Below are 14,476 nucleotides of genomic sequence, written 5' to 3' on the forward strand. Positions count from 1 at the left end.
AGAACATAAAATGGCAGGGTTAACCTGCCATTTTCTATCGATTATGGTGTCGTTGGATAGTCCAACAAGGCCTTGATCTCGACGAGATGCTTTCTCACCCAGGTGCGGTTTATAGCGCCCCAGTCTTTAATCTCATACCCACCGTTTTTATTGGCACCGACAAATTCGGTTTCAATGTCCAATTCGCCAAGCGCTTCAATCGTGTCCTGAGCCGTTCGTCTCGGCATGCCGGTTTCGCTCATGATGGCAGGGACAGTATTTACGCCATTGTCGATAAGATGGGCCACCAACAGGCGACGATAGAAACTGGTTTTGGTTTTGCTCGGTTTACTCAAATGCTTTCCCTTTCAGATTATTAGCCTGATTTAGACTGACTTTGAGTGTAACGCCAAAGCATCGCAGAAAAATGTTATCCGCTGTTTTTAGTGCAGCAACTCACGTCATTGTGTCCACCCATAAGTGAAATCATGCGTAATGCAACAATCCACACCCAGTCTCAGCAATAATACGGGATTCACCGACTGCACGCTGAGATGCGTGCCAGACTGTTCGGTGCTCAAACTATTCCGATATCAAAACGGAGGTTAGTGAAGGCTCAGCAAAAAACAAAAGTATCTACCCACGAGACCATGGAGAATGCTTATGGTGACGACGTCGAACATAAGCACAACAAAGCTCACCTCGATTACCGCGCCCATGAGCCCAGCCATGGACACCACTTGCATGGTGGTGTGAATTCGCACAAAGGGACTCACCACCACCACCGCACAACACACCACCACCATCACTACTATGGTCCGGTGACGATTGTCATGGGCCCGGACGAGGACGACAAATAATAGATGACAGGTAGAGCCCGATGATCGTCGGGCTATGTCCAGATTAGAGATACACTGATACACCAACGGCGAATCTAGGCTTTATTGCCATATGCAAACAACCTCTTGGCGTTGGGCTGGTTTTTTCCTCACATACAAACTGACCTGTAGCACTAGACGCTCTCATAGCGAGTATGGTTGAAAATAGGTTCCTGTCAGTTTCGTTGATGCTGCAATATGAGCCATTGGATAACTTGACGATTGGATTTAGGCTTTGCCCAGCCCAATAAGTAACAACTTGTTCGATTTTTACATTGTTGTTCCAATGCCAGCCACCATCAAAATGGGGGTATCAGCACTCACTCCGAATGAGTTCACTAAAAGAGAAAATAAAATTAGATTAATTGGCTTCATTAAATAGAATCCTTCCTATATACCGATAATTAGTCCCTGGAACCATATAGACAACCCAGTAAAATGGCTCTCTCTTAGAGGAATCAAACACTCTCAAGGTAAGTGAAGAGTCATCTGTGATAATTTTATAAACCCTTTCATTTACCCTAGAAGAAAACGTTTTATCTGTGAATTTTTTCGAAAGCCCCTGCAAAGAGCTAACGATCGCACTTGAATCTTGAGGCTTTCCATCTAAAAAAACAGAGTATTCACTATAAGGCTTGGACACAAAGCTCCTTATTTCTGACTCTACTTTAATTTTAAGAAATCCATCGAAAAAAAAACTTCCCCAGAAAAAAATGACAGCGAAAAACAAACGGACTGAAGCCCGAAAAGGCTTTCGCGCTTTAATCTTGATAATCAGAAAAGAAATCAAAACCAGAGGAAAAGAAAAAAAGGACTTTACCAATAGAATAATATATATCTATGTAGTCTTTTAAGCTCATCGTTATCAACAAACTCTTACTGTATTGAAGGTAGTTCTTAGTTAGGCCAAATATCCTACCTTAGAGGAATCCCAAACTCCAGCCGTATGGTCGTACCTATTACCCATCGGTTAGACCCTAGCTGTAAAACCAAGACCCAATCATTTCTCTCGCCATCAATAATTAAGGCCGCTGCTGAGTTCGGTAGTATCACAAGTATTGATAGAACAGTATACTTTGAGTAGTGTTCCTTCTTCATCTTTTGCATTCCCTATAAAGTAATCACCCTTGTAAAGTGGTGAGATTTTAGCTGAAGAGTAAAAAGACAATTTCGATTCCCCCTGATAATATGCGTCAATCGAAAATTATATATAGATGAGTATCTCTTCTAGCACTCTGATTGCTAATAGAAGTAGCATACGTAGCTCTATTAATTATTTTCTTTATTTTAACCTCGTTAAATCCTTAGGGCTGAATCTATAAACGTTGCTATACCACCTTGATGAAATACCAATATCATAGCCGTAGGTAAGCGTTACTTGAATGAAACTATTGTTTAGTGAATCTGGGTACACATCCACTATAATTGCAGCCAACCGCTTTGCAATATTAGCATCATAAACACCTTTTTTATGAAGAAAAACATTAGCTTCAACAAATTTTATTGTTTTGCTGCTAGAGTCAAACGAGTTAAAAGTACTCGAAACTTCTTGAACCGTCGCACTTTTTACTAGTTTATTTTTTCTTATCTCTCTTTCAGTTTCTAACAGACTTATAAAATCCTTAGATTTGACCAAATCAGATGTAAAGATAGGAGAAAGAAAGGATGTTATAAGAACCAACGTTACTATAACCAGATGCGGTTTCCATATTGAAAGAGGAGTACCAATACTACCATTAACACTCACAACATAAGTCCCGCTTACTAGATCATGTAGTGACTGTCTAGTAACACGATTGAAGATATATAAATAAAGTATAGATAGGAAGCCACCCAATATAATAAAAGACAATGGATAAATTAAGTATGGAAGAAGTACTTCAGAAGGGAGTTGCGCTACAGAAAGAAAAACTGGAATCAAAACAATGCTAGATCTCAAAAATGACATTGGCAGACTAACTGTTGAGTTTGATGAATCTACAACTCTTATCTTTAACAGCATCTTGCCTAATGTTTGGCCATTCACTAAAGAGCTATTCATTACTCCAAAATAGATAATCGATATAGCAAAGCCAACTAATAAACCCCACCCACCAAGCTGAGCGAGAAAGTCTTTTTGGGTGATACCTAAAAGATTCCCGACAATTGCTAAAAATAGAAAATCAGCACATAAAGCTCCGATTCTTCGCCAGAATCCACAAATCCATGTTTCTTGTGCTTTCCCCAAAATAAAGCCCTTAGTATGAGATAGAGTGACCTTTGTGAAAATACCCCAAAACGGTGTGCTTCTGTATTATGCGACACCTTTTCTAGTCCTGCATGTACCAACAGTGCAAAGCTCTGGGTCTTTAACTTCCCAACTCCATCCATTAATTAAGCATCCAATCGTCACCTACCAGACGTAGAGTTTGAAGCAGGCAAGGACGATTGACACAGCCACAAGGCCAATCCAACCGATTGAACGTGTCACTGACTCCGGTGATTGGGTGTTGATTTGAGGGAATAAAATCGCCCCTAAAGACAATAGAGGTACCAGACCGTATAGCTGCCCCATTTGTGATGAAGTCCCTAGCGGAAACGGGGGAACAAACACATTAAAAATCGTAGTTGAATAAGGAATTCAGGTCGTGTCCTACCAGTGCCCCATTTAGAGGAACTACGGAGAACTAATTCCATAAATTCATAATATTAAATACTTACAGTAATTTTGGCCCCAAATGTATACCAGCGGCAGAAGCAAGTTTGATTCTGCTTTTGGAGGTCTTGTTTGGACCACTACTGGTTTGGCTAATTCTAGGAGAAGTGCCAACTCCCTCTGTGGCAACGGGTGCAGGTTTAATTGTCGTAACTTTGGCAGCTCACCCCCTCTGGAATCAACGCAAGCAAAGCCGTTAGCTTTCTTTTTCTTTCACCAAACCATCACCGGAGCGCAGCAGCATACCCAACAACTGCTCATTGCTAATAGGCTCGCCAGACAACACACTGGCGAGGATCTCGCTGCCAAACAGCTGAGGCGATAGCAATACGTCCGCATTCACCCGCTTTACTTTCTTCATATTCTTGGCGTCATTCACCGCGGTGACCACTTTAATATCTGGCGAGATGGCCTTTACCGAAAGTACGATAAACGCGTTGGTGGCATCATCTTCCGTTAAGGCCAACACAGCACGACAATGCTCGACACCCGCTTCTAGCAGCACATCACTGTCGGTGCTGTCACCAGAGATAATATCGAGCTTGGTTCCGACTCTTTGCTCAATCTGGGCAAACTTATCTTCGTCTTCAATCGTCACCATAGTGACGGGCAATTCACGCTTATGAAGCTGCCAAATGGTGCTGGATGCCAGCACTGAAGTGCCACACACAATAAAGTGGTTTTTCCTGTTCATTGGCTTTTGTACTCCTTTCACAAGCTTGTTTAAACCACCGCGGATAATCGGGCCAAACACAGTAGTCAGAGAGGTGGCGAATACGGTGATCCCCGCGATGATGACGGAAATGGTAAACAGCCTTGCCGCTTCGGTTTGAGGGATAATGTCGCCATAACCGACGGTGGTCATGGTCACCATGGAAAAGTAAAACGCCGTCATCAAATCATGGATAGCGGGATGGAAGCCTTCACCGAAATAGAGCGCTCCGTAAGTGGAATAGAACAGCAAGACGGCAAAACTGATAAAGGCTGCAATACCGCCTGCTGTGGCACTGGAATGGTTGAAGTCTTTGCTGAGCAAGATCAGCAGCAACACGGCGCTGGCGCTCCAATACAAATGCGCGCCAAGATGCGGGAAGAAGTGCCAGGTAAAGGTGAACACAATCATCAGCAGAATCAGGCTTACCGCCCAGGCAATCCGCGCCCGAAACAGCAAGCCAAAGGCGTTTAGCATCAAGAAGATACCGAGGAGTAACCAAGGCCCATTGACCGCATGTGTCCAGTTGATGTCGGTAAAGCTTTTGATGTGGAACAGCGCAACCAAATCGAGGTTTTGCCCCCATACAGAACGGAAGATCAGAAAGCCATTGATAAACACCAATGCGGCGACCAGTGAGTGACGAACACGACGCCAGAAATCGAGAGCTTTTTGAAGAAGATGAATGTGCAATCTGGTCACCTGAGAGACTAATCCGATGGGAGTATAGTTCTCAGCCCGTTATCGCTATGTTTTGTTGCCAAGACAGTGGGATGCAAAAGAAAACCCGCGCTGGGCGGGTTTTCAAGACTAATTTTGATTCAATCTGCACGGTTCATTTGGGTAAGGATTTCCTCAGCCGCCCGCTTCGGCGATTGCGCATGGCAAATTGCTGAAACTAAGGCAACACCTGCAAGCCTTGTCGCCATCACCTCTTCAAGGTTAGAGGTGTTAATGCCACCAATCGCAACAATCGGATAGCCGCTTTGCTCAACGGCTTTTCGTAGCCCTTCAATGCCCCATTCTTTCTTGATATTGGGTTTTGTTGGCGTCGAAAATATCGCACTGAGACCAAGATAATCGACAGGTAAGCTATCGGCTTCTTCAAGCTGGGCTTCGGTTTCAATCGACAGCCCCAGCAGTTTGTCAGGACCAATCAAATCACGGGCAATATCCGCTGGCATGTCCGACTGTCCAAGGTGCACGCCATCCGCATCAACCGCTAAAGCCACATCAACGCGGTCATTGATGATAAGTGGAACGCCGGTTCCCGCCAGAATCATTTTCACCGCTTTTGCCCGCTCGATAAACGCCCTGACATCACCGTGCTTCTCTCGCACCTGCACCATCGTGACACCACCTACCACGGCTTCGAATACCACGTTTTTCAACGTATCCAAATCCTGTTGGTCATCAGTCACCAAATACAAGCGATATGGGTTCACCGTCTTTTCCGTGTTCATGAGATTTTCAGGCGTTTGAGAAGCGTCGCTTCATCTAATTGGTAAAGTGCATCCAGGATCTCAACTTGCAAACTACCCGGTCCCTTTGCCCTTTCAGCGGCTATTTCTCCTACCACGCCCATGACGGCTGCGGCTGCAAGTCCGGTGGTCTCCCCGACAGCTGCAAATGCGCCAGTAAGAGCAGACAACGAACAACCCATGCCCGTGACGTAAGGCATCATTTCATGGCCATTGTTGAGCCGGGTTTCCCCTTGGGATGTCACGATGTAATCAGTCGCGCCAGAGACCACGACGTTACAGTTGTAAGCATCAACCAAATACCGCGCTGCCCCAAGTGCGGCTTCGCTGCTGTCCAGCGCATCCACACCTTTGCTTTGCGCTCGCTCACCCGCCAATGCGATGATTTCTGAGGCATTGCCCCGAATGATGAGGGATTCAGCCCAGGCTGCGATTTGTCTTGATGTCTCTGTGCGAAGCGCGCTGGCTCCACAACCGACAGGGTCCAGCACCACGGTTTTCTTGTTCAGATTGGCTTGCTCAACGGCATGAATCATGCGCGGTGTCCAAGCGCTGTCCAGCGTACCGATATTGATCACCAAGGCACCGGCAAATGACATCATCTCTGCCATTTCCTGCTGGGAGTGCGCCATGATTGGGGACGCACCGAGCGCCAGCAACGCGTTGGCAGAGTTATTCATCACCACATAGTTAGTAATGTTCACCACCAGCAGTTTGGACTCTCTAACCTGTTTAAGTGCCGCTACGATCGTTTCTATGTTCATCGCCTGCTCCTTTTCAGCGCACCGCGCCGTGTCCTTGGTAAAAGTGATTTACCGGGCCGTGGCCCTGCCCAACTTCGAGTTCGTCTGCATGAGAAATGGCCTCAGAGATATAGCGCTTGGCAAGCGCTACAGCCTGACTTAACTCATTGCCTTGCGCCAGATAAGACGCAATAGCCGAAGACAGCGTGCAACCTGTGCCGTGCGTATTTTTGGTCTGCGTGCGTTTGGCAGAGAAAGTTTCTACGTGGTCTTCGAAAATCAACAGGTCATTGCTGTTTTCGTCGGACTCCAAATGCCCACCTTTCAAAAGCACCGACCCAGCACCCAAAGCGCGCAAGTCTGCAATCATCTCACTCATTTCTTGCTCTGTTTGGGGCACATTCGCATCCGTTAATGCTGCCCCTTCCGGTAAGTTGGGCGTAATGATATTGGCCAACGGCAGCAGTTCACTTTTCAGCGTGCTGATGGCCTCTTGCTCCAGCAGCAAATCGCCACTGGTTGCGACCATCACAGGGTCAACCACCAGATACTGAGGGCGATAATGGCGGATTTTGTCTGCGACAACTTTGATGATATTGGCATCTGCCAACATACCGACTTTCACCGCGACCACATTAAGATCGGAAAACACCGCATCCAACTGGTGGGCTACATGCTCGATAGGAATAGGAAAAATGGCAGACACGCCATGGGTGTTCTGCGCGGTAATTGCTGTGATCACCGAGCACGCATAACTGCCTGTCGCTGACATGGCTTTAATATCCGCTTGAATACCTGCGCCGCCACCGCTATCAGAACCAGCAATGGTCAACACAATAGGAGTGCATTTTGATGATATGGGATTGGAAGATGTGTTCATATGGGTTCCCTTTAAAGACTCAGGGAACAGAGAACGAGCGATAGGAGAAATCTGAAGGAATGCATATCGTTCGAAATCATAGTTCCCTACGTCAGTACTAACTGCCTCAGGTTCAACGGGTCACGCGATGCGTTCTCAGCCAAATGGCTCCCCGACTATGTCTCTGATAGTAACAAGTTCGGTGTTTAGCGCAATCACTAAGTAAGATTCAACGTTTTGTTCTGTGGAGAACCACGCACTGGTGGGAAAAACCAGCAGTCTGTAGCGAGTGATAGGGAAAATCATTGACCTTACCGTAGGGGGAAGGTTTATTCTAAATCGAATGTGGTTTCGCTATTGAAGTCAGATGCGTATTTCTTCTCTCAGAAAATACTGGATATCCATCATCAGCCTGCTTGCCATGCTGGTGTCGGCTATTGCATCTGGCTCCCCAATGAATGCAATGGAAATGATGACGCAACATCATCAGCCTGTTGTCGCCTGCGAAATGAAAGAGCAAATAGCTAACCCGCATGCCGGTCACACCATGATGACCGAATCCTCTGCCCCTGACTGCGGCTCAGCAGCAGGCATGGACCACAACTGTTGCCCAGCAACCTGCTTCTCTGCCTTTGCACTTTTCACTGACCAACAAACATCCCCCGTCAATCAGGCCAAACTGGCACTGATGAATACCGACCTGTCAGCCCAGACGGTCTATCAACCACAGTCTCTCTACAGACCTCCAATATCCTAAATCCATCATCTTGACCTTATTGCGCCCGAAATAAGGCGCTGAGTGTGTTTTCGCGTCGCTTTTCGACGCCAGAAATGGATTTAGTTATGAAATTCAAACCAAGCTTACTGGCTTTGTCGGTATGTGCTCTAGTCTCTGTCTCTGCACCTGTTTTTGCCCACAATATGGCAACAGCAGCTGAGATAACGGCCAAGCAAGACTCTCTGACACAGTTGATTGAACAAGCGCTGCGCTATGATGCCAGTCGCAAACAGTTTTATGCGCAATCTCAAGCCATGCGTGAAACCGGCATTGCCAGCGCAACACTGATGGATCCGAAACTAAAATTCGGGTTCGGCGGGTTACCTGTCGACAGTTTTCAGTTCGACCAAGACCCAATGACCAATATCTCTTTGGGTCTGATGCAACAATTCGAACGTGGTGAAACCCTCTCGCTACAGCAGAAAAAAGCTAATCAGCAGGCTGACGGTATGTCACTTCAGGTCGACGCCCGCGAGCGCGATATTGCCAATGGTGTTACCCAACTTTGGCTGGAACTGGGGTATCAGCAACAAGCCGAAGATATCCTGAAAGAAAACCAACGCCTGATGCGCGAACTGGCCAACTTCATTCAAACCAATTACTCGATTGGTAAGAATGAAGCGCAGGACCTACTGAATGCCCAACTGCAAGTCAGTAAGCTGGATGAAAAGCTTCAGGCCAATGCTCAGATGCAGCGCCGCATTAACTCACAGCTTTCCGAGTGGCTGGGTACAGAATGGCTGGCACAAAATGGTCAACTTCTCACGTTAAACCAACTCGATTGGCAACACCTGAATCAACGCATTGAACGCTCAGACGGCACAGAGCATTACGCGCTATTGGTCGATCACCCTATGGTCAAAATGACTGATGCTGCTATTTCAGCCAGCGAAACGCAGGTAGAAATTGCCGAGCAAGCTTATGCACCGCAATTTGGTGTAGAAGTCATGTACGCCTACCGACAGGCAAACGGTATGAACGGTCAACCAGCTTCCGATTTGGTCAGCGCTTACCTGACCATGGATTTACCGCTGTTTACGGATAACCGTCAGGATAAAAACCATGCCGCTGCCCAGTATCAGGTAGGTGTGGCTAAATCCCAGAAAGATCTTCTCCTCGCACAGATGAACGCCAAGGTAAATGCCTTGCTCGTTGACAGGGAAAACCTGGAACAGCGTTTGGAGCGCTACCGAAACACCCTGATTGAACAAGCAAAGGCACGTACTCAAGCCGTTGAGCGTGGATATCAGAACAACACCGCACAGTTCAGCGATGTGATTACCGCTGCCAGCGATGAGCTGACACTCGCACTGGAAAAACAGCGCCTTATCACTGACCTGAACTTGGTCAACAGCAACCTCGCTGCTTTGCTGGGTGGCTTTGACTATCGCGTCGAAACGCCGGATATCGCACAACCAACAACAAGAAACGCTCATCAGTAACGGGGAAAGAACAATGAAAACAATGCAAGTAGCCACATTGGCGTTACTGGTCGGTGGCGTGATTGGGTTTAGCGCGAATCAGTTTTTGGCAGGGCACTTCTCCGGCGAACATAGCCATGATATGTCGGCCATGGCGGAAAGCACTTCATCTGCTGGCTCAGACGAGCCTCTGTACTGGGTCGCGCCGATGGACCCTAACTATCAGCGCGATAAGCCGGGTAAATCACCGATGGGGATGGATTTGATCCCGGTTTATGCCGAAGACCTGGCTGGGGGTAACGACAAACCCGGCACAGTGAAAATCGACCCTGCGGTTGAAAATAACCTTGGCGTGAAAACGGCAGCCGTTGAGTTATCCCAACTATCTCCACGCATCGAAACCGTCGGTTACATCGCTTTCGATGAGAGCCTGCTATGGCAAACCAACGTCCGTGTCGCGGGCTGGGTTGAGAAACTTTACATCAACGCAGTCGGTGAGAAAGTCAGCAAAGGCGATGTGCTTTTCACGCTTTATTCTCCTGAACTGGTAAAAGCACAGGAAGAACTGCTCAACGCCTACCGCACTGGCCGAAATGGGCTGGTCAAAGGTGCGACTGAGCGTCTGGTTTCACTTGGCGTCGACCGTGAACAGATCCAGCAAATTAAAAAACGCGGCAAAGCCTCCCAGACCATTGAAGTAAAAGCACTGGCAGATGGCGTTATCGCAAGCCTGAACATCCGCGAAGGGGGTTACCTTTCCCCTGCCCAAGCGGTGATCAGTGCTGGCCCATTGGAAGAAGTCTGGGTTGATGCCGAAGTCTTCGAACGTCAGGCGCATTGGGTGAAAGCTGGCAGCAAAGCCACCATGACGCTCGACGCGATTCCCGGTCAGGAATGGCAAGGCAAGGTCGACTACGTTTATCCGATTCTGGATCCGAAAACACGTACCCTTCGCGTTCGCCTGAAATTCTCGAATCAGGATGGCGATCTCAAGCCCAACATGTTCGCCAATATCGCGTTGCAACCCGTGACCGATAAGGCGGTGCTGACGATTCCTAAGTCGTCAGTGATCCGCTCTGGCGGCATGACCCGCGTTGTATTAGCCGAAGGCGAAGGCAAATATCGCTCTGCCCGCATCGAGGTTGGTCGCGAAGCAGGCGATAAGATCGAGGTGCTGCAAGGGCTGACAGAGCAAGATCGCATTGTCACTTCTGCACACTTCATGCTGGATTCTGAGTCTAGCCAATCTGCAGATTTGGCTCGCATCACTTCTTCTCAAGATCAGGGTGTAGAGCCACCACCTGAAACCCAGTGGGCAAAAGGCGAAATCACCGATGTCATGATGGGTCACCGTGTGCTGACCATCAACCATGAACCTGTTCCTGAATGGAACTGGCCGGGCATGGTGATGGATTTCACCTTTGCAGAAGGCATCGAAATGGGCGACTTCTCTGCTGGTCAAGCCATCGACTTCGAGATGCAGAAAGGCGATTCCGGTCAATACGAAATCGTTGATTACAAAGTCAGTGAAAGCACAACACCAAATGAAGTTTGGGTCGTCGGCGATATCTCCATGTTAATGGCAGATTTCGGCATGATCACACTCAACCACCAGCCGGTAGATGAGTGGAACTGGGAAGCAGGAGAAATGAACTTCTCGGTGGATGGAGATGTTGACCTTGGCAGCTTTGCAGAAGGTCAGACAGTACGTTTTCAGGTTCAGAAAAACGGTTCTGACTACACACTGAAAACGCTGGAGCTGAATGGAGGTAATCAATGATTGGCGCGATTATTCGCTGGTCGATTGCCAACCGTTTTCTGGTGTTGGTTGCGACCTTATTCCTGACGTTGGGTGGTCTCTACAGCGTAAAAAATACGCCTGTTGATGCCATTCCTGATTTGTCTGATGTTCAGGTGATCATCAAAACCACCTATCCCGGCCAAGCGCCACAGGTGGTTGAAGATCAGGTCACCTACCCGCTCACTACCGCGATGTTGGCAGTGCCGGGCGCAGAAACCGTACGAGGCTATTCCTTCTTTGGCGACTCGTACGTTTACATCATTTTCAATGATGATACCGACATGTATTGGGCACGCTCCCGTGTGTTGGAATACCTAAGTCAGGTTGCACCCAAACTGCCTCCAAATGCCAAACCCAGCCTGGGGCCAGATGCTACCGGTGTGGGCTGGATTTACAGCTACGTGTTGCAGGACAAAACCGGGCAACACGATCTGGCTGAACTTCGCAGCTTACAAGACTGGTTCCTGAAGTACGAGCTTCAAACGGTCGAAGGTGTGTCAGAAGTGGCCACTGTCGGCGGCATGGTGAAGCAATATCAGGTGCAAATTGACCCTGCCAAACTGCGTGCTTACGACCTGACTTTGCAACAGGTCAATATGGCAATCCAGAACGGCAACCAAGAAGCGGGCGCGTCGGTGATCGAAATCGCCGAAGCTGAGCACATGGTACGCACTACTGGTTACCTTTCCAGCGTGGAAGATATTCAATCACTGCCTATCAAGGTAACCGACAAAGGCACACCTCTGTTACTGGGTGACATCGCGGATATCAACATCGGCCCGCAAATGCGCCGCGGTATTTCCGAGTTTAACGGTGAAGGTGAAGCAGTTGGCGGCGTGATTGTCATGCGCTTTGGCGAGAACGCCAGCGAGGTGATAGCCAACGTTAAAACCAAACTGGAAGACCTCAAACGCAGCTTGCCGGAAGGCGTGGAAATCGTCCCGACCTATGACCGCTCGACGCTGATTGATGCGGCCGTTGAGAACCTCTGGAAGAAGCTCGCGGAAGAGTTCATCGTGGTTGCGGTGGTCTGTGCCCTGTTCCTGTTCCATATCCGCTCGTCGCTGGTTATCGCCATCAGTTTGCCTATCGGTATTCTGTCTGCGTTTATCGTGATGCACTGGCAAGGCATTAACGCCAACATCATGTCGTTAGGTGGTATCGCCATTGCCATCGGTGCCATGGTGGACGGCGCTATCGTGATGATAGAGAACGTCCATAAGCATATTGAACGAACGCCGCTGACGGACAAAAACCGCTGGCAGGTGATCAGCAAAGCCGCAGAGGAAGTCGGTGCACCGCTGTTCTTCTCGCTGCTGATCATTACGCTGAGCTTTGTTCCTGTGTTCGCACTGGAAGGTCAGGAAGGCAAGATGTTCTCGCCGCTGGCATTTACCAAAACCTACGCAATGGCTGCTGCTGCGGGTTTGGCGATCACGCTCGTGCCTGTGCTGATGGGTTATTTCATTCGCGGAAAGGTACTGCCTGAGAACAAGAACCCGGTAAACCGCGGTTTGGTGGCGCTGTATCGCCCACTGTTGAACCTCAGCCTGAAATTCCCGAAAACCATGATTGTGGTGGCGATTGCACTGATGGCATCAGCTTACTACCCCACCAGTAAGCTCGGCAGCGAATTCATCCCACCGCTGGATGAAGGCGACCTGATGTACATGCCAACCACTTACCCTGGCATTTCCATCGGTAAAGCGCGCGAACTGCTGCAACAGACTAACAAGCTCATCAAAACCGTACCGGAAGTGGAATCTGTCTGGGGCAAGATTGGCCGTGCCGAGACCGCAACTGACCCTGCCCCACTGACCATGATTGAAACCGTGATCCAATTGAAACCTCGCGAAGAATGGCGTGACGGTGTCACGACAGATTCACTGCGTAAAGAGTTCGATGATCTGGTGAAATTTCCCGGATTAACAAATGCCTGGGTAATGCCAATCAAAACCCGCATCGATATGCTGGCAACAGGAATCAAGACACCGATTGGTATCAAGATCGCCGGCCCAGATTTGGCGGTGATTGAAACCATTGGTTCCCAACTTGAGCCAATCCTGAACGACGTTGAAGGCACAGCCTCCGTTTACGCAGAACGTGTGGCAGGTGGCCGTTACGTCACCATCGACATCAAACGTCGTGCCGCCGCCCGTTACGGCCTCAGCATCAAAGATGTCCAGCAGGTCATCACTACGGCGGTGGGTGGCATGAATGTCGGCGAAACCATCGAAGGCTTGGAGCGCTACCCGATCAATGTGCGCTATCCGCAAGATTACCGCGACTCAGTGGTGAAGCTTCAGGAGCTGCCTTTGGTAACACCAAACGGCGCGCGTATTGCACTGGCAGATGTCGCAGATATTCGCTATGAAGATGGCCCTCCGATGATCAAAACGGAAAACGCGCGTCCTAACGGCTGGGTGTTTGTCGATATCGATGGCCGTGATCTGGGCTCTTATGTGGCAGAAGCACAGCAAACAGTCGCAGAACTGTTGGTACTGCCAGCGGGATACTCACTCGCTTGGTCAGGGCAATACGAATACATGGAACGCGCCAAAGAACGCCTGAGCGTTGTGGTTCCTGTGACGATCGCCATCATCATGCTGCTGCTTTACATGAGTTTCCGCCGTGTGGGTGAAGTGCTGATTATCATGGCTACCCTGCCGCTATCTCTGGTTGGCGGCCTGTGGCTGATGCACTACCTCGGCTTCAACTTCTCCGTCGCTGTTGGTGTTGGTTTTATCGCCCTTGCCGGTGTTGCTGTGGAGATTGGGGTCATCATGCTGGTGTACCTCAATCAGGCTTGGTACTACCGCAAACTCCATACGTGGGAAGAAAACCAACCACTGACAGTGAAAGATCTGACCGACGCGATTCGCGAAGGTGCTGGCCTGCGTGTGCGTCCGGTCATGATGACGGTGCTGACAGTCATTATCGGCCTTATCCCCATCATGTATGGCGAGGGCACAGGCTCCGAGGTCATGCAGCGTATCTCCGCTCCAATGATTGGTGGCATGGCCTCTGCGCTACTGCTCACCCTGCTGGTTCTCCCAGCCATCTTCAAGCTTTGGAAAAACAAAGAAGTCACCCAAAACGCATAACAAATTCACTGGGCTGAAAAGCTCA

The 14,476-nt window shown here is 48.8% G+C and carries 11 protein-coding genes and 1 riboswitch; of the genes, 5 read left to right on the forward strand and 6 right to left on the reverse strand.

Annotated elements, in window-relative coordinates; translation table 11 throughout:
* Positions 1-41: 41 nt before the first annotated feature.
* On the reverse strand, positions 42-335 hold the full coding sequence (locus K6Q96_RS10635; RefSeq protein ID WP_251875628.1) for a winged helix-turn-helix domain-containing protein: 294 nt from the start codon (positions 333-335) through the stop codon (positions 42-44).
* Between the two features lie 252 nt (positions 336-587).
* Here K6Q96_RS10635 and K6Q96_RS10640 point away from each other — a divergent pair, with 252 nt between their 5' ends.
* Entirely contained in the window at positions 588-839 is a 252-nt protein-coding gene (locus tag K6Q96_RS10640) for a hypothetical protein (protein ID WP_434802144.1), read from the forward strand.
* A 1,300-nt stretch (positions 840-2,139) separates the two neighbouring features.
* Here K6Q96_RS10640 and K6Q96_RS10645 read toward each other — a convergent pair.
* From K6Q96_RS10645 to thiD, 5 genes are all read right to left on the reverse strand, one after another.
* Entirely contained in the window at positions 2,140-3,084 is a 945-nt protein-coding gene (locus tag K6Q96_RS10645) for an RDD family protein (RefSeq protein ID WP_251875630.1), read from the reverse strand.
* Between the two features lie 664 nt (positions 3,085-3,748).
* On the reverse strand, positions 3,749-4,957 hold the full coding sequence (kch, locus tag K6Q96_RS10650) for a voltage-gated potassium channel protein (RefSeq protein ID WP_251875632.1): 1,209 nt from the start codon (positions 4,955-4,957) through the stop codon (positions 3,749-3,751).
* Between the two features lie 128 nt (positions 4,958-5,085).
* Positions 5,086-5,709, reverse strand: a complete 624-nt coding sequence (gene thiE, locus K6Q96_RS10655) for a thiamine phosphate synthase (protein ID WP_251879630.1) — start codon at positions 5,707-5,709, stop codon at positions 5,086-5,088.
* Positions 5,710-5,723: 14 nt separating this feature from the next.
* Positions 5,724-6,509, reverse strand: a complete 786-nt coding sequence (gene thiM, locus K6Q96_RS10660; protein ID WP_251875634.1) for a hydroxyethylthiazole kinase — start codon at positions 6,507-6,509, stop codon at positions 5,724-5,726.
* A 13-nt stretch (positions 6,510-6,522) separates the two neighbouring features.
* Entirely contained in the window at positions 6,523-7,368 is an 846-nt protein-coding gene (gene thiD, locus K6Q96_RS10665) for a bifunctional hydroxymethylpyrimidine kinase/phosphomethylpyrimidine kinase (RefSeq protein WP_251875636.1), read from the reverse strand.
* Positions 7,369-7,434: 66 nt separating this feature from the next.
* Positions 7,435-7,532: riboswitch (TPP riboswitch) on the reverse strand.
* A 182-nt stretch (positions 7,533-7,714) separates the two neighbouring features.
* On the opposite strand from thiD, the gene K6Q96_RS10670 reads away from it, so the two are divergent.
* From K6Q96_RS10670 to K6Q96_RS10685, 4 genes are all read left to right on the forward strand, one after another.
* A complete protein-coding gene (locus K6Q96_RS10670) occupies positions 7,715-8,104 on the forward strand; it encodes a hypothetical protein (RefSeq protein ID WP_251875638.1) in 390 nt (129 codons plus the stop codon).
* 86 nt (positions 8,105-8,190) lie between these two features.
* Positions 8,191-9,567, forward strand: coding sequence for a TolC family protein (locus K6Q96_RS10675; RefSeq protein WP_251875640.1), 1,377 nt, complete (start codon positions 8,191-8,193; stop codon positions 9,565-9,567).
* 13 nt (positions 9,568-9,580) lie between these two features.
* Positions 9,581-11,326, forward strand: coding sequence for an efflux RND transporter periplasmic adaptor subunit (locus K6Q96_RS10680; protein WP_251875642.1), 1,746 nt, complete (start codon positions 9,581-9,583; stop codon positions 11,324-11,326).
* Positions 11,323-14,451, forward strand: a complete 3,129-nt coding sequence (locus tag K6Q96_RS10685) for an efflux RND transporter permease subunit (protein ID WP_251875644.1) — start codon at positions 11,323-11,325, stop codon at positions 14,449-14,451. Before K6Q96_RS10680 ends, K6Q96_RS10685 begins: the two co-directional genes overlap by 4 nt.
* Positions 14,452-14,476 lie beyond the last annotated feature (25 nt).

It is taken from the genome of Grimontia kaedaensis, from assembly GCF_023746615.1.
In the GTDB taxonomy this organism is placed as follows: domain Bacteria; phylum Pseudomonadota; class Gammaproteobacteria; order Enterobacterales; family Vibrionaceae; genus Enterovibrio; species Enterovibrio kaedaensis.

Excerpts from the sequence above, each read along its gene's own strand:
- thiM (WP_251875634.1), bottom strand. The coding sequence starts at position 6,509 with ATGAACATAGAAACGATCGTAGCGGCACTTAAACAGGTTAGAGAGTCC.
- thiD (WP_251875636.1), bottom strand. The coding sequence starts at position 7,368 with ATGAACACATCTTCCAATCCCATATCATCAAAATGCACTCCTATTGTG.
- K6Q96_RS10670 (WP_251875638.1), top strand. The coding sequence starts at position 7,715 with ATGCGTATTTCTTCTCTCAGAAAATACTGGATATCCATCATCAGCCTG.
- K6Q96_RS10675 (WP_251875640.1), top strand. The coding sequence starts at position 8,191 with ATGAAATTCAAACCAAGCTTACTGGCTTTGTCGGTATGTGCTCTAGTC.
- K6Q96_RS10680 (WP_251875642.1), top strand. The coding sequence starts at position 9,581 with ATGAAAACAATGCAAGTAGCCACATTGGCGTTACTGGTCGGTGGCGTG.
- K6Q96_RS10685 (WP_251875644.1), top strand. The coding sequence starts at position 11,323 with ATGATTGGCGCGATTATTCGCTGGTCGATTGCCAACCGTTTTCTGGTG.